Below are 26,211 nucleotides of genomic sequence, written 5' to 3' on the forward strand. Positions count from 1 at the left end.
AGAATATTCAGTATAGCTAACTAGATTAAATTCATTATCCTGGAAGGTGAGGCTAATGTTAGAAAGTAATCGCACTTATAAGCAAACCATACAAGTGGCTGATTCAGCTTATTACAATAATCGTGAATTGAGCTGGCTGGCCTTTAACAAGCGGGTGCTGGAAGAAGCTGTAGATACGAAAAACCCTTTGCTTGAGCGATTTAAATTTCTAGGGATTTTCAGTTCGAATCTGGATGAGTTTTTTATGATTCGGGTAGCGGGGTTAAAAGATCAGGTGAAGGCTGGATTTAACAAACCCGAAAACAAAGCAGGCTTAACTCCTACACAGCAGCTATTCTCTATCTCCAAACAAAACCACGAGCTTGTCAAGCAGCGGTATGATACGTATATTCACACACTTCTTCCCGAATTACAGAAATACGGTGTGGAAATCATTTCGGTTGAAAAGCTGGAGAAATCAAATCTAGATAAGCTTGAACAGTATTTTGACGAGCAAATCTTTCCCGTATTAACTCCTATGGCTATTGATACATACCGGCCGTTTCCTATGTTGATGAATAAAAGCTTGAACTTAGCAGTCGTCCTTTCAGAAAAGTTAAATGATGAGCAGCAAATTGCCGAGATAAAAGGAAGACTAGCTATCGTTCAAGTACCTTCGATGCTAACGCGCTATATTGAAATAGCTACGTCAGATTCTACCCGTCTATTTGTATTGCTAGAGGATGTGATTGCCTATTTTATTAAAAAGTTGTTTAAGGGATACTGCGTTTCTTCCGTTTCTCAATTTCGAATTACCCGCAACGCAGATATGACTATTCACGAAGAAGACGCTCAAGATTTATTAAAAGAGATTGAAGAAGAGTTGCAGAAACGAAAATGGGGAGCGGCTGTTCGGCTTGAGATTAAGAGTCCATACGATCAGGGTGTACTAGCGTATTTAAAGTCAGTCCTTGAAATTGACGATGAAGATGTGTATGAGATCAAAGAACAGTTGGATTTAACCAGTTTGTTTTCGTTTTATAGATTACTTAAATCTACCCATGAAGAGCTCGCTGAAAAAGCCTTTATTCCTAAGGTTACAACACAGTTACACCCGGATCAAAATGTTTTCGATCAAATGATTCAAAGAGACATTTTGCTTCACCATCCTTATGAATCGTTTAAGCCGGTGCTTGACTTTGTTAACTGTGCAGCAGACGATGAAAATGTGCTTGCTATTAAGCAGACGTTATATAGGGTAAGCGGAGATTCTCCCGTTATTAAAGCATTAAAACGAGCGGCTGCAAAAGGTAAACAAGTGACGGTACTAGTTGAACTAAAAGCAAGGTTTGATGAAGAGAATAATGTGCAATGGGCTAAAGAGCTAGAGCGGGCAGGATGCCACGTGATATATGGAATGACGCATTTAAAAACGCATGGTAAAATTACGCTCGTGGTGAGAAGAGAAGGAGAGCATATTAAGCGATTTGTTCATCTTGGTACTGGGAATTACAACGATGCGACGGCAAAGATCTATACGGATATAAGTCTTTTTACTGTCAACCAAAACATCGGGATAGATGCGGCCAATTTTTTTAATTACTTAAGTGGCTATACGCAAAAACCAGTATATCATCATTTATCCGTTGCACCATTTGATATAAGAAACGATTTTTTGCATCTCATTGATCAGGAAATCCAGTATCACAGACGGTATGGCAATGGAAGAATCATTGGGAAAATGAACTCATTGACGGATAAAATTTTAATTATGAAGCTATATGAAGCTTCTATAGCGGGTGTGACAATCGAACTCATTGTTAGAGGAGCGTGCTGCTTGCGCCCTCAAATTCAAGGCGTTAGCGAGAATATCAGAGTAAGAAGCATTGTCGGACGATTTTTAGAACATAGCCGAATTTATTATTTTCATCATAATAAACAGGAAAAGTTTTTCTTTTCATCTGCAGATATGATGACAAGAAATATGGTGAAACGAGTAGAAATTTTATTTCCTATCTTGGATACACATTTGAAAAAAAAAGTGTGGAAGTGGCTTGAAGTTATGCTTGCTGATAATGTAAAAGCACGAGAACAAGATCAAGAAGGGAATTATCATTACGTCATAAAAAAAGAACATGAGCTCTCTATTAATAGCCAAGAGATCTTTTGTCAATATGCTCTTTGCGACGATCAAGAATAACATAAAAAAAGCCGAGTGCTCGGCTTTTTAGTCATGTTATTATCTAGGAATGGGACCACCAGGACCGTATCCAGGTCCGTAGTATGTGTTATAAACAGGAGCACCGCCTCCATAACCGGCACCAGGGTAGCCTCCTCCAGAAAATCCAACGCCTCCAAAGCCGGCACCAGGGTAGCCTCCTCCAGGAAATCCACCGCCGTAAAACGGAACTGGATAAGGATAAGGTGGTGGACAGCACCCAGGTCTGCCTCCAAAACCGCCAACAGCTAGTCCGCCAAGCAGCCCACCAGCTAAGCCAGCAACAAAAGGAAATCCAAAAAAGCGCTCGTCACCATTTGGAATATTACGATATCCTGTATAGGGATATTGATAGTACATAATTTAACCTCCTTGTCAGTTGTCTTTGTAGTGTATGGCTGAACGGAAGCTTTTGAGCCTGGTTTATTTCTTTAAGACTAGAATTAGGCGGTCACGATCAGCTAAAAAAAGACAATCAACATAAAAACGCCCTGTAAGGGCGTTTTTATGTTGATTGCAAGGTGAAAAGCGTAATTTCAGGCGTAGCTAAAAAACGAAAAGGAATGCGCGTGGTTCCTAAGCCTCTATTCACATAAAGCTTCATTTTAGAATCTCCAACTTCGTACATTCCTTCAGGGTAAACCGTCCCAAAGGGCGGTGTAATCAAAGGACCGTAAAAAGGAATTTGAATTTGGCCTCCATGACTATGGCCGGAGAGCTGAAGATCCACTGGAAAAGGAGCTGCTTTGACAGCAACGTCAGGTTCATGAATCATAGCAATAGAAAAGATATCCGGCTGTAATTGTCCTAGCGTTCCCTCATATTGTGGATTCCCAAGCATAATATCATCGAGTCCACAAATATGAATGTAGCTTTTATCGGGCATGGACACTGTGTCAACTTCATTTACTAGAAGTCTAAATCCTGCGTCTTCAATGGCTTGTTTGTAGATATTTGTTCCATATCCTCCATGATCATGATTACCATATATAGCATATTTTCCAAGAGGAGCCTGAAGCCTCTGTAAAATCGGGGGAATTCTTTCTGGATGCGGGTATTCATTAGGTACATCCATTAAATCTCCAGTAAATAATATAATAGTAGGCTTCAAATTATTTATGGTTACCATAAGCTGTTCTAGTTGTAATAAATCATAAGAGAGTCCAAGGTGAATATCACTAAATTGTAAAATTTTTATTCCGTTAAAGCTTTTCGGAATGTTTTTAGAAGTAATTGTATGACGAACAATTTGCAGACGTCTAGGCTCAATATATTTGGCATATGTATACCCAAAAGACGTGGTGAGCAAAGACCCTAACGAAATAGACGCTAGTCCTTTCAAAAAAGATCGTCTTGTATACGTCTTTTTCATGCAAAATCAACCTATTCCTTATAGTTTTCAAGTTTTCATTATAGCATTGTTTTTTTTATCATCACAACGAGAAGTCTGCTTTTAAGTTAAATAGATAAAAGTTTCACTTTATTCAGAAAAAATAGTAAAATAATAGTTGTAAAACACTTATGTTTTGGGGAGGAAGATAAATTGAAGAACAAGGTCGTAATTGTTACTGGCGGTTCAAGTGGAATGGGAAAACATATGGCGAAGCGATTTGCAGAACAAGGTGCTCATGTGGTAATCACAGGTAGGTCAGCCGATCGATTACAAGAGACAGAAAAGGAAATTAAAACGTTTGATGGACAGGTACTTTCCGTGGTGATGGATGTACGCAATCCAGAAGATGTGGAACGAATGGTTCAAGAAACAGACAAGGCATTTGGACAAATTGATTTTTTAGTTAATAATGCTGCAGGAAATTTTATATGTGCAGCTGAAGACTTATCCGTTAATGGATGGAACAGCGTAATTAATATTGTATTAAATGGTACATTTTATTGCAGTTCCGCAGTAGGGAAATATTGGATCGATAAAGGTACAAAAGGAGCCATTACAAACATTGTGGCTACATATGCGTGGAACGCAGGAGCAGGTGTTATTCATTCAGCTTGTGCCAAGTCAGGAGTTTTAACCATGACGCGCACGCTCGCAGTAGAGTGGGGAAAGAAATACGGTATACGGGTGAATGCGATTGCGCCGGGGCCGATCGAGCGAACAGGAGGAGCCGATAAGTTATTTGAGTCAGAAAAAATGAAAGCGCGTACATTGAATTCTGTACCATTAGGACGCCTTGGAACTCCTGAGGAAATAGCAGGATTAGCTAGTTTCTTATTCTCCGATGAAGCATCTTATATCAATGGTGAATGCATCACAATGGACGGGGGACAGTGGCTAAATCAGCATCCTTTTTAAGGTTGGATACGCACTAAAAAGTACAAAGCAAACCTAGAAGGGCTAGCAAAATTATGCTATTCGTATTATACTAACGTAAAGTGAACAAGGAGAGGGGAGAGTTGAGTGGACCCGTTAGATGTATTAACAAACATAGAGAAAACTCTTCCGTATTATCAAGCAATTTTTAGTGCAGATGGACATAGAGTAATTGGCTATGAAGTGTTGGCGAGGTTTCAAAATGAAGGGGAAATTGAAAGTCTCGGCCCATTCTTTCATGATGATGCGATTCCGGATGAATATCGCATAGAAGTTGATTATGCTGTTTTAACACAAGCGCTCGAGCATATGTTGACCCAGGAAGAACAATTTTTAATTTTTATTAATCAGAACCCTAATTTATTAATGAACGATCATGGAGAATCCTTGCTAGAATTATTGCAACTTTTCGAAAATAAAGGATTATCGCTTGATCGAATTGTTCTCGAAATTACAGAACACAATTTTAGTGGAGATTTGGAATCGCTTCAACACTTACTAAAGTATTATCAAACATATGGTATTAAGATTGCAATTGATAATATAGGAAAAGAAAGTAGTAATCTAGACAGAATTGGGTTGCTGTCACCAGATATCTTAAAAGTAGATTTACATATTCTAAGACAAACGGACATGGCGCAGTCGTATCAAGACGTATTGTATTCTTTATCTCTTTTAGCAAGAAAAATGGGTGCTACGCTTCTATATGAAGATATAGAAGCCTCCTATCAGCTGCAGTATGCATGGAGAAACGGAGGCAGATATTTTCAAGGTTATTATTTACATAAGCCGGCTGCTGAACTTGTCGATCCGAACATCTTAAAGGATAAACTAAAGGAACGTTTCGAAATGTATATCGCTCATGAAAAGAAAAAGCTGCTTGCTGTTTACCAGCTGACGGAACGCTTTCAAGATAAAATGCAGCAGGTAATGACAAAGTGCAGAAAGCTAGAAACGTATGACGATATGCTGCCTGTTATTGCAGAAGAACTATCCAACGTGTGTTTTCGCCTTTACATCTGCGATGAAAATGGATTTCAAAAGTCTTCTAACTATGTAAAGAAAAACGAGGATTGGATTCTTGAGCCTGAATATGTAAAGAAAAATTGGAGCTGGCGCCCATATTTTCTTGAGAATATTATTCGAATGAGCTATGAAAAAAAAGGCATATTATCAGATTTGTATAATGATATTGAAACAGGTGAGAATATCCGGACTTTTTCGTATCCGATTGATAATATGCACTATATATTCCTTGATATTTCATATTCTTTTTTATATGAAAGAGACGTTTTGTAGAGAATATATAAGTTGAAGTTAAACCGGCAATCAGCAAAAGCGGTTGCCGGTTTTTTATGTTTTTTTAGAGGGGAACGACAGTCGGTTATAGAGATATGCATAGGCAGGGGAAATTTCGGAATTCTAATAAAAAAGAAGCGAAGGAGCTGAGTTAATTTGAAGAAAATATGCTTACTTGTCTTTTTGATGATGACCTTGTACTCAGGAAAATCTGTTCATGCAGAAGTGTCAGGAGAGATTAGGCATGAAATCTTTATAAATTTGCAGGACGCTTATCAGGCTCAGCTAAGAGCTGCGTCTGCCCATGCTAATCAAGATGCTGCTCGTGAGCTGAAATTATTTTTAGATGATGAGTATGCATCCGTATTTTTTAATGAGGCTCTCTTACAAAAAGCTCAAGGGTATGTCGGAGAGGGACCTGAATATTTAACACACTACATCCCTTTCTTTTCTTTCGATGAACAGACGAAGGTAGCTCTTCATTCCGACCAAAACAAAGCTTATGTCTATCAATTTTTTCCGGCTGTGCATAATGAACGAGTAAAATACCAAGATCATTATGAAATGATCACTTTAGTAAAAAAACAGGGGAAATGGAAGGTGCAAAAGCTTATATATAGTAAGAAACACTCAAAATAGCCGAGAAAAGCTTATTTTGAGTGTTTCTGTTACCCAATGTTCAGAAGCTTCTCAAGCGCTTGAAGGTCAAACCCTCTGATAATTTCCTGATCAACACGAATAGTCGGAGTGGAATAAGACTCTAACTCAGTAGTCATTCGTTTTCGAGCAGAAGCATCTTTAGATACGTCAAATTCTTTATAGGAAACGTGGTGATGCTGTAAAAACTGTTTAACAATTTCGCAAGGTGGGCAAGCTGGTTGTGTGTACAGCTCTATAGATCTCAATGAAAGCACCTCCCTATATCAAAATGAATGGTGTTAAAGTAGAATGAAGTTTTGGATGATACATAGTATATCGCTATGTTATTATAATAAAAAACGACATATATCGCTATAATAAGGCATTTTCTTATGAAAAATCACGTAAAGTACTTGTGTTTTTTTAGTATGTGGCATATAGTGAAATGGTGTCTTTTAAGTATTAGTTTAGATAAAGTACTTATTTGAATTGATATTGTAGAAAAGTCGAATGCGTAATGATGTAATAGGTGAAAGGAGAGATTATATGTCACAATTACAAGGTATTTTAACTCGTCTTGTGAATCTCCGTGAGCAAGCAAGTGGAAGTGAAGCGCCACAACGCTTCTTCGAAGTAGAGGGAAAAAGAATTTGCAGCGTGAAATATCATGCAAAAACTGAAACATACGAACTTGAAGTATATCAAGATGGTGAAAAGCCAGCTATTTATCAATTTGATAACGTTGATATGATTGCAATTGAAATTTTTGAACTTATTCATTAAGGGATAAAGCAAAACGAATGCCGCAAAGGATTTTATACTTTGCGGCATTTTTTTGTTACTGCGTATGGAGTTTTTGCGGTGGCTTCTGTCCTATTTTCCCGAGAAATACCGACAAAGTGATAGCGGATTTTCTGATAAATGGAAGGAAAGGGTCGAATGCTGTAAAAAAAACAAAATAAAAAATTCAGATAATTATGAACTTTCGTTGACACTTGTTTTAAAAAAATCTAGACTTAACATATAAGGGAGAACATCGAGTGTGTCTGCTTCTATTCCCTCTTAAAGGTTCGCATTTACGTAAGCAAGCTATTTTCATTTTGTAGCTTGTTCTTTTTCTCTTTACACACGTGGAAGTTATGAGAAATGGAAGGAGAATGTATAAATGATTGATATTGATCACAATCAGTTAAATCAAATTGAACTTCGAGATTTGCTTGTCACTTCTGATAAAGTTGCTCATGTTCAAGTGGGAAATAATTTAGAACATGCTTTGCTTGTGTTAACAAAGACTGGCTATACGTCCATTCCCGTATTAAACCCAAGGTTTCAGCTGCAGGGGTTCGTGAGCATGACGCTTATTTTAGATTCGATTTTAGGGTTAAAGCGCATTGAATTTGAACGATTAGAAACCATGAAAGTAGAAGAAGTTATGAATCAAAATGTTCCTCGTGTCTCCATGAAAAAATCCGTATTAAAAGTCATAAATGCCATGATTAACCATCCTTTTTTGTGCGTAGAGAATGAAGATGGTATTTTTGAAGGGATTTTAACGCGAAGAAATTTGTTAAAGTCATTAAGGAGGCAGTCCATCATTCTCCCGAAAGAGTCATTTCAATAATTTTTTTAAGAAATCGTGTTTCAGCCTATCTTTCTCCGTTTTTTTCTTATATGATAAAGGTAAAATGAAAGTAAAAAGAGGCTTGAAAGGAATAACTGAATGCAATTAATAGAATGTCGAATGCTCGTTGTATTAGCTCAAGAATTAAATATGAGAAAAGCTGCAGAGAGATTATTTGTATCGCAACCAGCTTTATCACAGAGGCTGCAAACCATTGAAAAAGCATGGGATACACAAATCTTCATTCGTTCGCAAAAAGGACTGTCATTAACGCCTGCTGGAGAAAAGATTGTTCAATTTGCAAAAGAAGTAGTAGAAAAAGAAGATCGGGTTCGCGAGGACTTGCATCATTTAGATAATGAAGTATATGGTACACTCAAATTAGCGGTGGCTTCGATTATTGGACAGCACTGGCTGCCGGCGGTGTTAAAACGCTATATGGATCGTTACCCACATGCTAAAATCTCTCTTGTAACCGGCTGGAGCAGTGAAATGCTTCGCTATCTGTACGAAGATGAGGTACATATTGGAATCATACGCGGAAATCCGGATTGGAAAGGCGTCAAAGAACATTTGTTTACAGATCCTCTTTACCTAGTTGATTCAGAAATTGAAAGGGCAGCGGAAGTAGTAAATACTCATCGACCATTTATTCAATTTAAAAGTGACTCAACGTATTATCAAGAAATTTTAGAATGGTGGCATCGAGAGTTTCATACTACACCGAAGCGTACGATTGTAGTGGATCAGATTGAGACGTGTAAACAAATGGCTTTAAATGGTCTTGGTTTCGCTATTTTACCATCGATTGCTATCAAAGAAGCTGGAAGCCATATTCATCGGACGCCGCTTCTAAAAGCAAATGGCGAGCCAATTACACGAGACACTTCTTTAGTTGGATATGAATCAGCGTTTAAACTGAAGCAAGTTCGAGCATTTGTTGATATTGTACGTGAATACGTAAGAGAAACGGTCTAAAGCGAGCTCAGGTGCTCGCTTTTTTTATTTGCAATCGTTATCTTTTTATTAAAACGATAATGATGCTTGTCATTGTGAAAGCATTTTGTTACATTAAATGAGACATTGCTTACTTAGGAGGAATACATAATGAAAATGATGGATGCTAATGAGATTATCTCATTTATTCAAAACAGTACAAAATCAACACCGGTAAAAGTTTACGTAAAAGGTGAAGTAGAAGGAATTGACTTTGGTTCATCTTCTAAAACATTTGTAACGGGCAACACAGGTGTAGTATTTGGTGAATGGAAAGACATCAAAGCTGCTATTGAAGCAAACGAAGGAAAAATTGAAGACTACGTAATTGAAAACGATCGCCGCAACTCTGCGATTCCTTTATTAGATATGAAAGGAATTAAAGCCCGTATTGAGCCAGGCGCTATTATTCGCGATCAAGTTGAAATCGGCGACAACGCTGTTATTATGATGGGTGCATCGATTAACATCGGTTCTGTAATCGGTGAAGGAACAATGATCGACATGAACGTAGTACTTGGTGGTCGTGCAACAGTAGGAAAAAATTGTCATATTGGCGCAGGTTCTGTATTAGCTGGTGTTATTGAGCCACCTTCTGCAAAACCAGTTGTAGTAGAAGATGATGTAGTAATCGGTGCTAATGCTGTTGTTCTTGAAGGGGTAACAGTAGGTAAAGGTGCCGTAGTTGCTGCAGGTGCAATTGTGGTCGAAGATGTAGCTCCTTACACAGTAGTAGCAGGTACGCCAGCACGCGTTATTAAAGAAATTGACGAAAAAACAAAGTCTAAAACAGAAATCAAGCAAGAATTGCGTCAATTAAACGAAGAATAAGAAAAACGATCAGTTTGCGCTTTTTCTTTGCTGAATTAATAGGTTTTAGCGATTGGGATACTGAATCCTTAAACGTATCATATGGACAAGTTGGAAGCGTGGGCAACCACGCTTTCTTCTTTATTTCGTGAGGAGGACATACACATGGCTGAAAATGAATTTGTGAAAATAAGAAGAGAGCTACATAAAATTCCTGAATTAGGGTTTCAAGAGGTGAAAACACAGCGTTTTTTGCTTGATTATATTAACACTCTTCCGCAAGAGCGCTTAGAAGTAAAGACGTGGAAAACGGGACTCTTTGTTAAAGTACATGGTACAAACCCAACTAAAACAATAGGCTACCGAGCAGATATTGACGGTCTTCCTATCACGGAAGAAACGAATTATTCTTTTCAATCACAGCATGAAGGACTCATGCATGCCTGCGGACATGATATGCATATGGCCATTGGGCTAGGCGTACTGACTTACTTTGCTCAGAATGAAATCAAAGATAATGTACTGTTCATCTTTCAACCTGCAGAAGAAGGTCCAGGGGGAGCACAGCCAATGCTCCAAAGCGATATCATGAAAGAATGGCTTCCAGATTTCATCTTCGCCCTTCACGTAGCGCCTGAATATCCGGTTGGCTCGATTGCACTGAAGGAAGGGTTACTATTTGCTAACACGTCTGAGCTATTTATTGATTTAAAAGGAAAAGGCGGGCATGCTGCTTATCCACATACAACAAATGATATGGTAGTTGCTGCTTGTCAGCTCGTTTCACAGCTTCAAACGATTGTTGCTCGCAACGTTGATCCGCTAGACAGCGCTGTAATTACAGTAGGAAAAATTCAAGGCGGGACGGTTCAAAATATTATTGCGGAGCGAGCTCGCATAGAAGGAACCATTCGCACGCTATCTCCTGAATCAATGATGCGTGTTAAAGAACGAATTGAAGCGATTGTTAAAGGAGTAGAAGTAGGGTATCAGTGTGAAACAGCCATTGATTATGGTTGTATGTATCATCAAGTATATAATCACCATGAAGTCACGCGAGAGTTTATGGAGTTTGCCAAAGCGCAAACGGACGTGGATGTTATTGAGTGCAAAGAAGCAATGACAGGAGAAGATTTTGGCTATATGCTAAAAGATATTCCTGGATTTATGTTTTGGCTTGGCGTTCAGTCTGAATATGGGCTTCATCATGCAAAGCTGCAGCCTCATGAAGGCGCAATAGATACTGCGATTTCACTCATTACAAAATATTTTGAACATAAAGGCAATCAATAAATCGTATAATCATTTTTCCTTATGGCTAAATTAATAGCATGAGGAGGTGGGCAACGATGGCACGAATTGGTGTAGAATACGGTTTAACAGATGTACAGGCTGCACTTCAGCAGCTCGGACATGAAGTGGTACAATTACGCAACGAAAGTGATGCACAAGGGTGCGATTGCTGTGTTGTAACAGGACAGGATTCAAACGTAATGGGGATTTCTGATGCAGTAACGCAAGGCTCAGTTATTACAGCTAGCGGATTAACGGCAGAAGAAATTTGTCAGCAAGTAGGCAACAAGGTACAAGGATAAAAGAAAGCCGAAGGAACAAATCCTTCGGCTATTTTTTATGCATGCTGAGGCTGCTTGGCATCTTCAGGCTGCTTTTTATCAATATTTACTTGATGAGGGAACGGAATATCAATACCGTTTGCGTCAAATGCTTCTTTAAACTCTTTGCGAAGCTGACGTTCAACCCCCCACTGCTCACCGTTTTTAGCTTTGCCAACTACACGAAGCACAACGTCCGACGCGCCTAGACCTTGAACTCCTATTACGCTTGGTCCTTCTACAATGTTTTCATTTGTTGCAGCAACGCGCTCGCATACTTTTTCTAGTACGGAAATTGCTTTGTCAATATCATCATCATACGAAATGCCAATATCAATCAACGCGCGCATATTGCCTCGGGAATGATTGCTTAAGCTTGTAATTTCACGGTTAGGCACATAGTGTAAAGTTCCATCAAACCCGCGAATTTGAGTAGTACGCAGACCTACTGATTCGACAATTCCTGAAAAACTTCCGGTTGTTACATAGTCGTCAACATCAAGCTGTTTTTCAAGAAGTAAAAAGAAACCTGTTACAATGTCGCTAACCAGTCCTTGAGCACCGAACCCGATTGCTAGACCCACAACTCCGGCACCAGCTAATAAAGCTGTCGCATGGATATTTACTGCTTCAAGCAGCATGACGACAAAAATAAAAATAAGTACATATGAAAACACATTAACGGTTAAACTTTTGAGTGTGAGCATACGTCCGCGCGTAGCGTTTTCGCGCTCACTCATTCTTTCAAAGGAACGTTCAATAACTTTTTTACCAATTGCTCGTACAAGTAAAAAGACGATAGTAATGGCAATAAGTTTTAACACAATAACTCCAGCATTGGTAAGAAGCTGTTCCCAGTTGATGTCTTGCATCTTAAACATTCGTTGTTCATCCTTCCTATGTTCTGTTTCAATATTACTAAGTGGGAATTTATTCTGTGGAAAAGATTTTGTAAGAGTATGAGCACATTTGTTTATTCCCGATATTAGACATGCTAAACTGAGAAGGTAAATAAATGCAACCCTTTTATAGCATTTTTTTGCTAAAGTCAGGGTTTAATTTGCCCTCAAGGCGGGCATAACAACTATGTTACCATTATAAGGTGTTGTTTAAATTCATTCTTAATTAATATTGACTAAAAAAACAATATCCATTATAATGAAAACCGTTATAACAGTACATAAGTGAGAATGTTTTATACATTTTCTCATTTAATAATTATTTGGAGGGATCATGTATGCCAGAACGTATGGTAGGTAAACAAGCTCCACGCTTTGAAATGGAAGCTGTATTATCAAACAAAGAATTCGGTAAAGTTAGCTTAGAAGAAAATATTAAAAATGACAAATGGACAGTATTATTCTTCTATCCAATGGACTTTACATTTGTATGTCCAACAGAAATCACTGCACTTTCTGACCGTTATGATGAGTTTGAAGATCTTGACGCAGAAGTAATCGGTGTTTCTACAGACACAATCCATACACACTTAGCTTGGATCAACACTGATCGTAAAGATAATGGTTTAGGTGATCTTAAATATCCATTAGCAGCTGATACAAATCACGTTGTTTCTCGTGAGTACGGCGTTTTAATTGAAGAAGAAGGTGTAGCACTTCGCGGTTTATTCATCATCAGCCCAGAAGGCGAATTACAATATTCAGTTGTAAACCACAACAATATTGGCCGTGACGTTGATGAAACTTTACGTGTTCTTCAAGCGTTACAAACTGGCGGACTTTGCCCAGCTAACTGGAAACCAGGTCAAGCTACTTTAAACGCGTAAGCACAACGTTTAAAAGGTCTAACGTCCACGTTAGGCCTTTTTTTCATCGGATAATAAAGAACATTTAGTTAATAATAGTGAAAATAAGGGAGGCTTTTATTCATGAAATTACGTCAGCCAATGCCTGAGTTAACGGGCGCTACAGAATGGTTAAACGGAGAGGTTACAAAAGAGCAGCTAATTGGCGAAAAGCCAACGCTTATTCATTTTTGGTCAGTAAGCTGTCATCTATGTAAAGAAGCAATGCCTCAAGTAAATGAATTTCGCGACCAATACAAAGAACAACTAAACGTAGTAGCCGTTCATATGCCGCGCTCTGAAGATGATTTGGACTTAACAAAAATTAAAGAAGTAGCAGCAGAACATGATATTACGCAGCCAATTTTTGTAGACAGTGAACATAAATTAACGGATGCATTTGAAAATCAATATGTACCTGCATATTATGTATTTGACAAAACAGGTCAGCTACGCCACTTCCAAGCTGGCGGAAGCGGTATGAAAATGCTTGAAAAGCGCGTGAATCGTGTATTAGGCGAGAACGAATAAATACAGGCAGTTGTAACAGGTAAAAAGCATTCGATGCTTAGTAGAACTTGCATCGAATGTTTTTCTTTTTTGTGTGTAGGAAGTAACTGATAAAGGAAATATAAAAATGTGGATTTTTTCTTGTGAGTTTACACCATACTAACACTAACAACATGATACGAAACTTACTATTGGAGGTAATTTACATATGAAATTAGGTATGATTGGCTTAGGAAAAATGGGAGCAAACTTAGTATTGAATTTACTAGATCATAATCATTCTGTGGTAGCATTCGATGTGAACAACGAAGCAGTACAGAAAGTATCAGAAAAGGGAGCAGAAGGAGCTTCTTCCATTCAAGAATTAGTAAGCAAATTAGAAAAACCACGCATTGCTTGGGTAATGGTTCCAGCCGGAGAGCTCACAGAAAAAGTAATTTCTGAGCTTCAAGAATTACTTGAAGAAGGAGATATGATTATCGAAGGCGGTAATTCTAAGTATAAAGATTCCGTACGACGTGCTGCAGCTTCTGCTGAAAAAGGAATTCACTACTTCGATGTTGGAACGAGCGGCGGAATGGAAGGTGCCCGAAACGGCGCTTGTATGATGATTGGCGGAGATAAAGAAGCATTTGCTACAATCGAACCTATTTTCCGCGACATCAACGTAGAAAACGGCTATCTCTATTCAGGTGCAGCAGGAAGCGGTCACTTCTTGAAAATGGTTCATAACGGAATTGAGTACGGCATGATGCAAGCAATTGCTGAAGGTTTTGATGTGTTAGAGAAAAGTGAATTTGACTATGACTACGAAGCTGTAGCCCGCGTATGGAACAATGGCTCTGTTATTCGCTCATGGTTAATCGAATTAATGGAACGTGCATTTTCAAAAGATGCAAAACTTGACAGTATTAAAGGAGTTATGCATTCTTCCGGTGAAGGGAAATGGACGGTTGAATCAGCTTTAGATTTACAAGTGCCAACGCCAGTTATTGCTTTATCTTTAATGATGCGCTATCGCTCACTTGAAGATGATACGTTTACAGGTAAAGTAGTTGCCGCTCTTCGCAATGAGTTCGGCGGACATGCAGTGGAAAAACAATAAAAAAAGAAGCTGGGACAAAAGTATTTTAGACGAAGTGAAAAACGAACCATTGATCAATATGTTTGATTAGTGGTTCGTTTTTTTGTTTGGGTGAATAGTTTCGTCTTTAGATGGAATTCATTTAGCTATATCCCAACCTCTTTTTTATGACTATTTACCTTTTTTTTGAAAAAATATCTAAAAATTATGGTAATTTATTTCGGGAACCGATATATTTAAATATGTGTGCCACATCTTAACTAAGGGAAAGGACGGGGTATATGGGAACGTTTAAAAAACTAAAAGATTTTTATTTGCCGTACCGAATGTACTTTTTTTATTCTGCTATTTGCTTGTTATTTGTAACCTCCATCACTGTGATTTACCCTATTGTGCTGCAATATACGATTGATCATATCGTGTTAGGAAAACAATATCAGCTAGTCGATAATGTAGCATTTATTTTTATTGGACTGATGATCATCAAAGGAATCTTTACATATATTCAGCAATATTACGGCGACTTATTTGGAATTAAGTCCGTGTATACTCTTCGCAATAAACTTTACCGCAAACTTCAGTATTTACCGTTTTCTTATTATGACAATGCTAAAACAGGGGACTTGATGTCCAGGTTGACAGCTGATGTAGAAGGATTTCGTTTTTTTCTATCTTTTGGCTTCTCAGAATTAATTCGCTTCGTCATTTTACTTACTGCCAGCTTTTCCGTTATGTTCTATTACTCTATTTCACTCACTCTTGTCACAATCTGCCTGCTGCCTTTTTTGGGGGTAGCTGTTTATCGTTTTGATAAACGCGTTCATCCAGCGTTTCGCTTAATTCGCCAATCGTTTGGAGAACTTAATACAAATGTTCAAGAAAATATAAGCGGCATACAGACGGTCAAATCATTATCAAGAGAAAAATTTCAAACCTCTAAATTTAACGATTCCAACGGAGTTTATAAAAATCGAAACATTGAAACAGCGAATGTGTGGGCAACTTATTTCCCCTTAATGGAGTTTATAGGGAATTTATCTATTGTTGGTCTCCTTGCTTACGGAGGAGCGCTTGTTATGAACGGAAGCGTACGTCCTGGAGAGCTTGTTGCTTTCTTTAGCTTAACCTCTTATTTAATGTGGCCTATTATGAATCTAGGGTTTGTTATCAATATGTTTTCACAGTCTAAAGCTTCAGGTGAAAGGCTGCTAGAAATTTTAGAAGAAGAAGAAAAAGTCCATGAGCATGCCGGAAGTTTCTCTATTAATGGAACGGTCGAGTTTCAGCATGTTAGCTTATCCTATCCAAACGAGGATAAAAAATCGCTTGAGAACATATCGTTTTCTGCTTCTAAAGGGAAAGTAGTAGGTTTAATCGGTGCAACTGGAGCCGGCAAAACAAGCTTAACACAGCTGCTCACGAGGTTTTATGAACCGACTTCAGGACAGATCTTAGTTAACCATCGTCCGATTAAAGAGTATCCGCTCTCTGTTCTTCGGAAAGAAATTAGCTTTGTACTTCAAGAAACGTTTTTGTTCTCAAGCAGCATAGGAACCAACATCTCTTATGGCGTGCCGGGTATTTCTAGAGAAGACATTATTGATGCTGCAAAACGAGCGCAGGCGCATGATTTTATTATGGAGCTTCCAGATGGATATGATACGATGCTGGGAGAGAGAGGACTGGGGTTATCAGGCGGGCAAAAGCAGCGTATTGCGATTGCACGAGCGCTTATCTTAAATCCTAGTATTCTAGTATTAGATGATGCCACCAGTGCCGTTGATATGAAAACAGAAAGAGAAATTCAATTGGCTTTAAAAGAAGTGATGAAAAATCGTACGACGTTTATTATCGCGCACCGCCTTTCTTCTTTGCGACATGCCGATGAAATCTTGGTCTTACATGAAGGTCGTATAAAAGAGAGAGGAAGCCACGAAACGCTCATTCAAAAGCAAGGGATTTATAAAAACATTTACGACATTCAATATGAAAGCAGTACGTCGGTGATGAACGTATAACAAGGGAGGAATAGAATGGCAGGCGAAAAAAATAAAGTTGTGCGAGAGCGCTTTTATTATCAAACAGATCAAATCATTGATAAGACGTTTAACTGGAAGCAAATGGCCCGCTTGTTTTGTTATCTTCATCCATATCGAAAAAACTTGCTTCCTTTCTCGTTTCTTATGGTCATTATCACGACGGTCATTAGACTCGCTATTCCTATTTTGATAGGTGTCTATACGCTTGATCATGCTGTAAAAGATAAGAATAGCACGCTGCTCATGCAGTTAGTTTTCATCATTTTTAGCTTGTATATCCTATCTTATATTGCGAATGTCTTTCGGATTAAATGGATGAATCAACTCGGGCAGCACGTGATATATGATTTAAGAAAACATTTATTTACGCATGTTCAAGGGCTGTCGCACCGTTTTTTTGATACGCGTTCAGGAGGCTCTATTCTTGTAAGGATTATGAATGATATTAACTCTCTTCAAGATTTATTTACCAACGGGGTAGTTAACCTATTTATGGACCTCTTATTGTTAGTGGGAATTGTGGTTATATTATTTTCTCTCAGTCCTGCTTTGACATGTGCTGTTTTAGTCATTTTACCGATTATGTTTTTGATTTCTACAAAGCTGAGAAGAAGAATCCGTCGGTCATGGCAAGTTGTTCGTATGAAGCAGTCAGTATTAAATTCACATTTAAATGAGAGTATTCAAGGCATTCGCGTTACTCAGTCATTTGCTCAAGAACAAGAAAATATGCTGTTTTTTGATCGCATAAACAGTGAAAATTACGAGAGCTGGAGGCAAGCTACTCGAAAAAATGCCATGTTTCGACCGTTTGTAGAATTCACAAATGCTGTCGGAACGGCCATTTTAATTTGGTTCGGTGCCGCACTTATCCAAGATGAGCGGCTAACAATTGGTATTTTTGTATCATTTGCTTTTTATCTCGGGATGTTTTGGGAACCGATTTCTCGTTTAGGGCAAGTGTACAATCAATTATTAATGGGAATGGCTTCATCCGAGCGCATTTTTGAATTTCTAGATGAAAAACCTCTCGTCGCAGATTTGGAAACCGCTACGTCTTTAGAGAATATGAAGGGGAAAGTTGAGTTCAAGCACGTCTCATTTTCTTATGATGGGAAGCGGAAAGCTCTAAACAACGTATCAATTGAAATAAAAGAAGGACAGACGGTTGCTTTAGTGGGGCATACTGGATCTGGAAAAACATCCATTGCTAATTTAATCACACGTTTTTATGATGTGAACGAAGGGCAGATTTTAATTGATAATATGCCTATTCAAGATATTACGTTAGCGAGTTTACGAGCACAAATTAGTATTGTGCTGCAAGAAACCTTTATTTTTTCAGGAACCATCACGGAGAATATTCGGTTTGGAAAACCGGATGCTACCGATGATGAAGTAATTAAGGCCGCAGAAGCGGTAGGGGCTGCAGATTTTATAAAGCGTCTGAAAAAAGGCTATGATACGGAAGTAGAAGAGCGAGGAAACGTCTTATCGGTGGGAGAGCGTCAATTGATTTCATTTGCTCGAACGCTGTTGGCTGATCCTCGTATTATCATTTTAGATGAAGCGACAGCAAGCATCGATACAGAAACAGAAGTGAAGATTCAACAAGCGCTTAAAACGCTGTTAAATAACAGAACGGCCATCATGATTGCTCATCGGCTATCGACTATACGAGAAGCAGATAACATCATTGTGTTAGACCACGGAAGCATTATTGAAACAGGCAATCACGGGGAACTTATGCAGCAAAAAGGCGTATATTATTACCTTGTTCAAACCCATGCTACAGCTTAAAAAGCAGAAGGAGCTGATCCTTCTGTTTTTCTATGAGAAATAGTAAAGACATATAAGCGTTGTTAACGGGAAAATGAGGTTGATACAAAAGAATTGTGGTAAAATAACGGTAGTTCAGATTTTTTCCTGTACATAATGGAGGAATTCAAATGAAAAAAGAATTTGCAGTCATCGGATTAGGTAGATTTGGTGGAAGTATTTGTAAAACATTAAGCGATCAAGGAATGGAAGTTCTGGCGATTGACATTGATGAAGAAAAGGTAAATGAGTATGCTAACGTTGCTTCGCATGCAGTAGTAGGCGATTCAATGGATGAAGGGGTTCTAAAAAGTTTAGGAATTCGTAATTTTGATCACGTTATCGTAGCTATTGGCGACAATATTCAGGCAAGTATTTTGACGACCCTTATACTAAAAGAGCTGGGGGTTGAAAAAATAACGGTAAAAGCGCAAAATGATTATCATGCCAAAGTATTATCAAAAATTGGCGCCAATTTTATCGTGCATCCCGAACGAGATATGGGACGAAGAATTGCCAATAACATGATTTCAAACAGCGTGCTGGATTATTTGGAGCTATCTGAAGAACACAGCATTGTCGAATTAGTAGCAAGCAAAAGAATGGCTGGTAATACGCTGATTGAGTTAGACATTCGTGCGAAATATGGTATTAACATTGTAGCCATTAAGCGTGATCGAGATATCATCGTTTCTCCTCAGGCGTCCGAAACGATACAAGAAGGAGACGTGTTGATTGTTATTGGAGCAGACGCAGATATCAACCGCTTCGAAAATAAATTTGCCAGTTCCTAATAAAAAAGAGCAGATGCAATTGCATCTGCTCTTTTTCTTTTATTAAACCTCCATAATGATTGGTAAAATCATTGGACGGCGCTTTGTTTTTTCGTAAAGGAATGGAGCCAATGTGTCTGTGATTTCATTTTTAATCTCAGACCATTGTGATGTACGACGTTCCATCACTTTGTTCAAGTGTTTTGTAATGAGGGACTGTGCATCATTAATTAAGTCGCCAGATTCGCGCATATAAACAAAACCACGAGAGATAATGTCTGGACCAGCAGCGATTTTGAAGTCTTTCATATTGATGCTTACAACGACAATAACAAGTCCTTCTTCAGATAAAATACGGCGGTCACGAAGTACGATATTTCCAATGTCACCAATTCCGCTTCCGTCAATATATACAGAGCCTGAAGGGATTTTTCCAGCTACTGAAGCTTCACTGTCGCTTAAAGCTAGCACCTCTCCATTATCCATAATGAAGCAGTTTTCTTCAGGAACTCCACAGTCTGTTGCAAGTTTGATGTGCATCTTCTGCATGCGATACTCACCGTGAATTGGCATAAAGTATTTTGGTTTCATCAAACGAAGCATTAATTTTTGCTCTTCCTGTCCGCCGTGTCCAGAAGTATGAATATCGTTTAGAGCACCGTGAATAACCTCTGCTCCTGCACGGAATAGCATATCAATTGTTTTGCTAACACTTACTGTATTTCCTGGAATAGGTGAAGATGAGAATACAACCGTATCTCCAGGGATAATTTGAATTTGGCGGTGAGTACCATTTGCAATTCTAGATAGCGCTGCCATCGGTTCACCTTGGCTGCCTGTACATAAAATAGTCACGCGGTTAGCTGGAATTCGGTTAATTTGAGAAGGCTCAATGAACGTATCTTTTGGACATGAAATATATCCAAGCTGTTGGCCAATCTCAATAGCTGCTTCCATACTGCGTCCGAATACAGCAACTTTGCGGTTATGCAATACGGCTGCTTCCACTACTTGCTGTAAGCGGTGAATATTTGAAGCAAACGTTGCAAAAATAATACGGCCGTCTACTTTACGGAAAATGTCATGAATGCTGTCACCTACGCGGCGCTCAGACATCGTAAAGTTAGGAATTTCACTGTTTGTACTGTCTGAAAGCAAGCATAGAACGCCTTCTTTACCGATTTCAGCCATTTTTGTTAAGTTAGCCGGTTCGCCCACTGGTGTAAAATCAAACTTGAAATCTCCTGTATGTACGATTTGTCCGTTTGGTGTTTTTACCACAATTCCGTAAGAATCAGGAATACTGTGAGTTGTGCGGAAGAACGTTACCGATGTTTTACGGAATTTAATTACGTCATCTTCAGTAATTTCATGAAGCTGAGCTGTACGAAGCAACCCATGCTCGTCTAATTTGTTGCGAAGAAGTCCAAGGGCTAATTTCCCTGCATAAATAGGAATGTTTAATTCTCTTAATAAGTAAGGAATTCCGCCGATGTGATCTTCATGACCATGTGTAACGAAAAGGCCACGGATTTTATCTGCATTTTTTACCAAATAACTGTAGTCAGGAATAACGTAGTCAATTCCTAAAAGCTCATCTTCAGGGAATTTAATTCCTGCATCAATAAGAATAATTTCATCTTGAAACTGTACGGCATACGTATTTTTACCGATTTCGCCTAGTCCACCCAGGGCGAAAACTGCCGTTTGATTATTTTTTACAAATTTCATTTTCATCATATCTCCAATACTTTAAAATCTTCATGCTGTTGTTCATATTCTAGATAGTCTCCAGTCACTGCTTGAACAAACTCAATATTAATTGAACGCGCTTTTAACTTTTTACGAACGTCACGCTCAGAATCTGCGTTCACATACACTGTTTTTGTATTCTCACGTACAGCTACTTCACTCATTTTTTCTTGAAAATAAACTTTAAAAATCATAACAAAAATCTCTCCTTAATTCCGAAATTCAAATAACTTATTTTATTATATTATAAAATGTGTATGTATTTCATGTATTTTCTAAAGAAACTTGCTTTCACTACATTTTAGTCATCTAAATATAACAAGTCAATTAATTATAGAATAATATTAATAGGAAACGGATACAAGACTATATTTTCCGGGCGTATAAAAAATAAGGGCTATTCCATTGTACGATGCAGACACACACTCTGCAAATTTTACAACAGAAAGCCCTAAAAAAATCGATTATGCCATCGTTTTTTTACGCAATAATTCATTCCAGCGTTTTAGCAGCCTTTTTCGAAAATCTTTTAACATGATTTTTCAGCTCCTTTGTTTTTTTTCGATACCTGCCTGTCTCTCTCTGTACTTTTATTATATGATGAAAAGGGAGAGGTTTCTCGTGGTTAAATATGGAAAAAATGTAAATAGGAACGTCCATTTATAGAGAAATCAGTGCTTGTTTGGTATAATTGGAAATGCCTAACAAAGAGATAAAAAATTATAAAAAATAAGGTGATAAACGTGGAACGAAAGATTATTTTTTTTGATATTGATGGAACGTTATTGGATCATGATAAAAAACTGCCTGCTTCTACAAAAAAAGCTGTCCAGCTGTTAAAAGAGCAGGGGCATGAAGTGGCAATTGCAACTGGAAGGGCTCCTTTTATGTTTAAAGATCTGCGTGAAGAGTTGGATATTCAAACATATATTAGCTTTAATGGTCAGTACATTGTCTTAAATGGAGAAGTTCTTTACAAAAAGCCGTTAAATAAAGAAGAGCTTCAGGATTTAACGGCTTTTGCTGTTGAGCATGATCATCCTGTCGTATACATGGATCATGAAGATATGAAATCAAACATTGAATTTCATGATTATATCGAATCCAGCATCAGCACGCTGAAAATTGGATTTACCCACCCTCACCACGATCCTGCTTATTTCAAAGGGCGTGAAATTTATCAATCCCTCTTATTCTGTACAGCGGGAGAAGAAGCTCCTTATGAAGAAAAATTTAAGAAATTTGACTTTATTCGCTGGCATGAATTTTCAACTGATGTTCTCCCAAAAGGTGGATCAAAAGCGCGAGGAATTGAGACCATGATTGAAAAGCTTGGCTTTGATAAAAAAGATGTATATGCATTCGGAGACGGCTTAAACGATATCGAAATGCTTGAGTTTGTCGGAAATGGCGTAGCGATGGGAAATGCGGAAGAAGTCGTGAAAGAAGTGGCTGATCTTGTTACAAAAGATGTAGCAGAAGGTGGTATTCTCCACGGATTAGAGCTAGTAGGATTGTTAAAATAAGAAAAAACGCGAGCTCTAGCTCGCGTTTTTTAGCGTTCATATGGAAAAGCATTTTCAGGTTCTTGAAATGGATGTTCTTTATTAATGTAATCATAAAACATAATTCCGTCTAAATGATCAATCTCGTGCTGAAATACGACAGCAGGAAGGCCTTTCAAACGAATTTTCACTTCTTCGCCTTCAAGCGTTGTGCCTTTTACTGTGATGCGTGCATATCGAGGAACAAATCCTGGGATATCTTGATCGACAGACAAGCAGCCTTCACCGCCTGTAAGGTATGTCTTTTCAACTGAGTGGCTAATGATCTTAGGGTTAAATAATGCATAGCTGTATAGCTTGCCTTTTTCATCCGTAACGTGTACCCCAATCATTCGTTTTGATACATTAATTTGAGGAGCGGCAAGTCCGATACCAGATCGCAGTCCATATTTAGCAGCAATTTCAGGGTCTTGGCTGTTTTTCACATATTCTAATAAGCTATGTAAAATCTTTTTGTCTTCTTCAGAAGCAGGTAACGGTACTTCTTTTGCTACTTCTCGCAGCGTTGGGTGTCCGTCTTGGATAATATCGTTCATTGTAATCAACTTTCACATCTCCCTAGGCTATTTTATAGGTATAAAGTGTACCAAATCCGTATAAAAAAGTCATTACCTCGACCTTGACCACAGAAATGTTTCTACTAATTATATGTATCAAACATTTGGAAAAACATGCATAAGAAAAAATAAAAGCGGCAGTTAGCCGCTTTTATTGTATAATTACCAGCCGCCACAGCTGCAGCCGATAATAACTAATAAAATGAACAGTACGATTAATAACACGAAACCTTTATTAGAACCGCCGCAGCCATATCCACCATAACCCAACATAATGTAACCTCCCGTAGTTATCAATCCCAAGGTAAAAAGTAATAAACTCCCTTTTTTTCACGATTGGGTTAGTATAATATATTAAAAGGTGGAAAAAGGGTGTAGATAAATTGCTAATTTCCTACAAAAATTGTATAATGACCCATGGATAAGGGAGGATTTACCAAATATGAAATGCGTCGGAAGATATATAGTTATTGGCATTGCTGCTATGTCACTAGCAGGCTGTGCAGAGGGCTCATCGCCTGAACTTGAGGTATATAATGGATTAGAAAAAGTGGTAGCACAAGAAAAGCAATTTGCTGATCAGCAAAAACCGTTAGCTGATTTAGAACAGCAAGAAAATGCGATATACGACCAAATTATTGAGCTAGGGATTAAAGATAAAAAGAAAATAAAAAATAAAGCACAAAAAGCGCAGCAGTTATTAGATGAGCGTGAAAATAAATTACAAAAAGAAGAAAAAAGCATCAGCGCTTCGCAAAAACAGTTTGAAGCGACAGAGCCAAAGATCCAAAAGCTAGAGGACGGCAAAGCAAAAGAAGAGGCGCTTGAACTATCTTCGTTAATGAAGAAGCGTTATAAGGCCTACCAGTCCTTACATGATGCCTATCTTCATTCCATTGAATTAGATCGTCAGCTATATACGCTCTTTGAAAAAGACAATGTGAAATTAGAGAATCTTGAAACACAAATCGCTTCGATCAATGCTACTTATAAAGAAGTTGAAAAGAAAAAAGAAACGTTTAACACACTAACAGCTGACTATAACAAAGCCAAAGAAGATTTTTATAACAAAACGAAGTTAAAGGTGAAAAATAGCGAGGATAAATAAGAAGGCCTGTGAAGTTTACAGGTCTTTTTTTTTGGCTGAAAAGGAAGGTTTTCTGAAATAAAGAAAGAGTTTCGACACGATTCAAGTAAAAATTACAAAAGGTTATTGTTTTAAAAAATCGTTTATTTGTGGCAAGATAGGAGATGTGCAGACGTAAAAAAAGAGAAGGTTATTATAAAACATATAATACAGTTTGTATCTGTGTAATAGTACAGCATGTCTTTTTTATGTGTTTTATTTCACAAACTAAAAAAGCGTAATTTCTTGATGTAAATGCATTGACGAACTGTTTTAGTGTATTGTAAACTAGGTAGCGTAGTAAGTGTTGTATTAATCATTTTTGCAAAATAATTAATACAGTTTAACGAAACGCTCGTTTCGCTTAAACTTTCCTTTTACGTAAATGTTTGCACAGAATTCGCTGGGGAATACATAGAAATGTTAAGGATTAGCGAATTCAAAAAGCTACTCGACAAAATATGACTTTTACTTGTCCATTTGGGACATTCTAAAAGCGTGTATGTTTGTTTGATTAGTAAAATGAATTTATACGGCTTAAATGAAAGGAAGAGGTGACTTAGATGGCTGCTAAAACTAAAAAGGCTATTATTGATGTATCAAAGCAACTTGATAAAATCGCTGAGCAGTACCAAACGTTCCAAATTCTTAATGAAGAGGGCGAAGTAGTAAATAAATCAGCGTTGCCAGATTTATCTGACGAAAAATTAAAAGAGTTAATGACTCGCATGGTATACACTCGTATTCTTGATCAACGTTCAATTTCATTGAACCGTCAAGGTCGTTTAGGTTTCTATGCACCAACTGCTGGGCAAGAAGCTTCTCAAATCGCTTCACATTTCGCATTAGAAAAAGAAGACTTCATTTTACCTGGGTACCGTGATGTGCCTCAGTTAATTTGGCATGGTCTTCCACTATATCAAGCGTTCTTATTCTCTCGTGGTCATTTCCACGGTAACCAAGCGCCAGAAGGTGTAGATGTACTTTCTCCACAAATCATCATCGGTGCACAAATCGTGCAAACTGCTGGTGTGGCACTAGGTCTTAAAAAGCGCGGTAAAAAAGCAGTAGCGATCACTTATACAGGTGACGGCGGAGCTTCACAAGGTGACTTCTACGAAGGTATGAACTTCGCAGGTGCATTCAAAGCTCCAGCAATCTTTGTTGTACAAAACAACCGCTTTGCAATTTCAACACCAGTTGAAAAGCAATCTGCAGCACGTACAATCGCTCAAAAAGCAGCGGCTGTTGGTATCCCAGGCGTTCAAGTAGACGGTATGGATGCACTAGCAGTATACGTTGCAGTAAGCGAAGCTCGTGAGCGTGCAGTAAACGGTGAAGGTCCAACTTTAATTGAAACATTAACTTACCGTTATGGTCCACATACAATGGCTGGTGACGATCCAACTCGTTATCGTACAGCTGAGCTTGACACTGAGTGGGAAAAGAAAGATCCACTTGTTCGCTTCCGTAAATTCTTAGAAGCTAAAGGCATCTGGAATGAAGAAGAAGAAAACAAAGTAATCGAGCAAGCTAAAGAAGATATCAAACAAGCTATTAAGAAGGCTGACGATTATCCAAAACAAAAAGTTACAGATTTAATGGAAATCATGTACGAAACTATGCCTTCAAACTTACAAGAGCAATATGAAATCTACAAAGAGAAGGAGTCGAAGTAAGCC

General features: G+C 38.1%; 27 protein-coding genes. 19 read left to right on the forward strand and 8 right to left on the reverse strand.

The genetic code is table 11. From position 1 onward, the window contains the following. Positions 1 to 55 precede the first annotated feature (55 nt). Complete coding sequence (locus CEQ83_RS06660; RefSeq protein ID WP_034268157.1) at positions 56 to 2,179, forward strand: RNA degradosome polyphosphate kinase; 2,124 nt, start codon at positions 56 to 58, stop codon at positions 2,177 to 2,179. A gap of 39 nt (positions 2,180 to 2,218) precedes the next feature. Here CEQ83_RS06660 and CEQ83_RS06665 read toward each other — a convergent pair whose 3' ends face one another. Together CEQ83_RS06665 and CEQ83_RS06670 are read right to left on the reverse strand one after the other, a co-directional pair. Then, on the reverse strand, positions 2,219 to 2,557 hold the full coding sequence (locus CEQ83_RS06665) for a hypothetical protein (RefSeq protein ID WP_014461015.1): 339 nt from the start codon (positions 2,555 to 2,557) through the stop codon (positions 2,219 to 2,221). Between the two features lie 145 nt (positions 2,558 to 2,702). Continuing rightward, entirely contained in the window at positions 2,703 to 3,569 is an 867-nt protein-coding gene (locus tag CEQ83_RS06670) for a metallophosphoesterase (protein ID WP_013082275.1), read from the reverse strand. A 171-nt stretch (positions 3,570 to 3,740) separates the two neighbouring features. On the opposite strand from CEQ83_RS06670, the gene fadH reads away from it, so the two are divergent. The 3 genes from fadH (at position 3,741) to CEQ83_RS06685 (ending at position 6,461) form a co-directional block, all read left to right on the forward strand. Then, on the forward strand, positions 3,741 to 4,505 hold the full coding sequence (fadH, locus tag CEQ83_RS06675; RefSeq protein ID WP_028414119.1) for a 2,4-dienoyl-CoA reductase: 765 nt from the start codon (positions 3,741 to 3,743) through the stop codon (positions 4,503 to 4,505). A gap of 105 nt (positions 4,506 to 4,610) precedes the next feature. Then, on the forward strand, positions 4,611 to 5,822 hold the full coding sequence (locus CEQ83_RS06680; RefSeq protein ID WP_013056032.1) for an EAL domain-containing protein: 1,212 nt from the start codon (positions 4,611 to 4,613) through the stop codon (positions 5,820 to 5,822). Between the two features lie 156 nt (positions 5,823 to 5,978). Next, positions 5,979 to 6,461, forward strand: coding sequence for a DUF3993 domain-containing protein (locus CEQ83_RS06685; RefSeq protein ID WP_028414118.1), 483 nt, complete (start codon positions 5,979 to 5,981; stop codon positions 6,459 to 6,461). A gap of 29 nt (positions 6,462 to 6,490) precedes the next feature. Here the strand turns inward: CEQ83_RS06685 and CEQ83_RS06690 are convergent, their stop codons facing one another. After that, complete coding sequence (locus CEQ83_RS06690) at positions 6,491 to 6,727, reverse strand: glutaredoxin domain-containing protein (protein WP_013056034.1); 237 nt, start codon at positions 6,725 to 6,727, stop codon at positions 6,491 to 6,493. Between the two features lie 280 nt (positions 6,728 to 7,007). On the opposite strand from CEQ83_RS06690, the gene CEQ83_RS06695 reads away from it, so the two are divergent. From CEQ83_RS06695 to CEQ83_RS06720, 6 genes are all read left to right on the forward strand, one after another. Continuing rightward, positions 7,008 to 7,244, forward strand: a complete 237-nt coding sequence (locus tag CEQ83_RS06695) for a YkuJ family protein (RefSeq protein ID WP_108674524.1) — start codon at positions 7,008 to 7,010, stop codon at positions 7,242 to 7,244. Positions 7,245 to 7,626: 382 nt separating this feature from the next. After that, a complete protein-coding gene (cbpB, locus tag CEQ83_RS06700) occupies positions 7,627 to 8,082 on the forward strand; it encodes a cyclic-di-AMP-binding protein CbpB (RefSeq protein WP_013056036.1) in 456 nt (151 codons plus the stop codon). A 99-nt stretch (positions 8,083 to 8,181) separates the two neighbouring features. Further along, positions 8,182 to 9,060: a transcriptional regulator CcpC gene (locus tag CEQ83_RS06705; RefSeq protein WP_013056037.1), complete on the forward strand. Its 879-nt coding sequence runs from the start codon at positions 8,182 to 8,184 to the stop codon at positions 9,058 to 9,060. 129 nt (positions 9,061 to 9,189) lie between these two features. Then, on the forward strand, positions 9,190 to 9,909 hold the full coding sequence (dapD, locus tag CEQ83_RS06710; protein ID WP_098112880.1) for a 2,3,4,5-tetrahydropyridine-2,6-dicarboxylate N-acetyltransferase: 720 nt from the start codon (positions 9,190 to 9,192) through the stop codon (positions 9,907 to 9,909). Positions 9,910 to 10,053: 144 nt separating this feature from the next. After that, positions 10,054 to 11,181 carry an N-acetyldiaminopimelate deacetylase gene (locus tag CEQ83_RS06715; RefSeq protein ID WP_098112881.1) on the forward strand — a complete coding sequence of 376 codons (1,128 nt, stop codon included), beginning with the start codon at positions 10,054 to 10,056 and terminating at the stop codon, positions 11,179 to 11,181. Positions 11,182 to 11,237: 56 nt separating this feature from the next. Then, positions 11,238 to 11,483, forward strand: coding sequence for a YkuS family protein (locus CEQ83_RS06720; RefSeq protein ID WP_013056040.1), 246 nt, complete (start codon positions 11,238 to 11,240; stop codon positions 11,481 to 11,483). Between the two features lie 35 nt (positions 11,484 to 11,518). Here the strand turns inward: CEQ83_RS06720 and CEQ83_RS06725 are convergent, their stop codons facing one another. Next, positions 11,519 to 12,382: a mechanosensitive ion channel family protein gene (locus CEQ83_RS06725; protein ID WP_071276184.1), complete on the reverse strand. Its 864-nt coding sequence runs from the start codon at positions 12,380 to 12,382 to the stop codon at positions 11,519 to 11,521. 356 nt (positions 12,383 to 12,738) lie between these two features. Between CEQ83_RS06725 and CEQ83_RS06730 the strand changes: the two genes are divergently transcribed. The 6 genes from CEQ83_RS06730 (at position 12,739) to CEQ83_RS06755 (ending at position 19,550) form a co-directional block, all read left to right on the forward strand. Beyond that, complete coding sequence (locus CEQ83_RS06730; protein WP_014461006.1) at positions 12,739 to 13,287, forward strand: peroxiredoxin; 549 nt, start codon at positions 12,739 to 12,741, stop codon at positions 13,285 to 13,287. A gap of 102 nt (positions 13,288 to 13,389) precedes the next feature. Then, on the forward strand, positions 13,390 to 13,836 hold the full coding sequence (locus tag CEQ83_RS06735; RefSeq protein ID WP_028414116.1) for a TlpA family protein disulfide reductase: 447 nt from the start codon (positions 13,390 to 13,392) through the stop codon (positions 13,834 to 13,836). Between the two features lie 187 nt (positions 13,837 to 14,023). Beyond that, positions 14,024 to 14,920 (forward strand): phosphogluconate dehydrogenase (NAD(+)-dependent, decarboxylating), encoded by an 897-nt coding sequence (gene gnd, locus CEQ83_RS06740; protein ID WP_025749395.1) that lies wholly within the window; start codon positions 14,024 to 14,026, stop codon positions 14,918 to 14,920. A gap of 260 nt (positions 14,921 to 15,180) precedes the next feature. After that, a complete protein-coding gene (locus CEQ83_RS06745; protein WP_033578405.1) occupies positions 15,181 to 16,917 on the forward strand; it encodes an ABC transporter ATP-binding protein in 1,737 nt (578 codons plus the stop codon). A gap of 15 nt (positions 16,918 to 16,932) precedes the next feature. Next, positions 16,933 to 18,738 (forward strand): ABC transporter ATP-binding protein, encoded by a 1,806-nt coding sequence (locus CEQ83_RS06750; RefSeq protein ID WP_155017132.1) that lies wholly within the window; start codon positions 16,933 to 16,935, stop codon positions 18,736 to 18,738. Positions 18,739 to 18,887: 149 nt separating this feature from the next. Further along, positions 18,888 to 19,550 (forward strand): potassium channel family protein, encoded by a 663-nt coding sequence (locus CEQ83_RS06755; RefSeq protein WP_028414113.1) that lies wholly within the window; start codon positions 18,888 to 18,890, stop codon positions 19,548 to 19,550. Between the two features lie 42 nt (positions 19,551 to 19,592). Here the strand turns inward: CEQ83_RS06755 and rnjA are convergent, their stop codons facing one another. Both rnjA and CEQ83_RS06765 read right to left on the reverse strand, forming a co-directional pair. Then, positions 19,593 to 21,260: a ribonuclease J1 gene (rnjA, locus tag CEQ83_RS06760; RefSeq protein WP_013056048.1), complete on the reverse strand. Its 1,668-nt coding sequence runs from the start codon at positions 21,258 to 21,260 to the stop codon at positions 19,593 to 19,595. Between the two features lie 5 nt (positions 21,261 to 21,265). Then, entirely contained in the window at positions 21,266 to 21,475 is a 210-nt protein-coding gene (locus tag CEQ83_RS06765) for a DNA-dependent RNA polymerase subunit epsilon (RefSeq protein ID WP_013056049.1), read from the reverse strand. Positions 21,476 to 22,024: 549 nt separating this feature from the next. Here CEQ83_RS06765 and CEQ83_RS06770 point away from each other — a divergent pair. Then, on the forward strand, positions 22,025 to 22,807 hold the full coding sequence (locus CEQ83_RS06770; protein WP_028414112.1) for a Cof-type HAD-IIB family hydrolase: 783 nt from the start codon (positions 22,025 to 22,027) through the stop codon (positions 22,805 to 22,807). Between the two features lie 29 nt (positions 22,808 to 22,836). On the opposite strand, the gene def is transcribed toward CEQ83_RS06770, so the two are convergent. Then, positions 22,837 to 23,391, reverse strand: a complete 555-nt coding sequence (gene def / locus CEQ83_RS06775) for a peptide deformylase (protein ID WP_028414111.1) — start codon at positions 23,389 to 23,391, stop codon at positions 22,837 to 22,839. Positions 23,392 to 23,565: 174 nt separating this feature from the next. Further along, complete coding sequence (locus tag CEQ83_RS06780; protein WP_016763434.1) at positions 23,566 to 23,676, reverse strand: YjcZ family sporulation protein; 111 nt, start codon at positions 23,674 to 23,676, stop codon at positions 23,566 to 23,568. 169 nt (positions 23,677 to 23,845) lie between these two features. Here CEQ83_RS06780 and CEQ83_RS06785 point away from each other — a divergent pair, with 169 nt between their 5' ends. Together CEQ83_RS06785 and pdhA are read left to right on the forward strand one after the other, a co-directional pair. Beyond that, positions 23,846 to 24,511 carry a YkyA family protein gene (locus tag CEQ83_RS06785; RefSeq protein WP_028407940.1) on the forward strand — a complete coding sequence of 222 codons (666 nt, stop codon included), beginning with the start codon at positions 23,846 to 23,848 and terminating at the stop codon, positions 24,509 to 24,511. Positions 24,512 to 25,092: 581 nt separating this feature from the next. Further along, positions 25,093 to 26,208: a pyruvate dehydrogenase (acetyl-transferring) E1 component subunit alpha gene (gene pdhA / locus CEQ83_RS06790; protein ID WP_013056054.1), complete on the forward strand. Its 1,116-nt coding sequence runs from the start codon at positions 25,093 to 25,095 to the stop codon at positions 26,206 to 26,208. Positions 26,209 to 26,211: the final 3 nt, after the last annotated feature.

Source organism: Priestia megaterium (genome assembly GCF_009497655.1).
In the GTDB taxonomy this organism is placed as follows: Bacteria; Bacillota; Bacilli; order Bacillales; family Bacillaceae_H; genus Priestia; species Priestia zanthoxyli.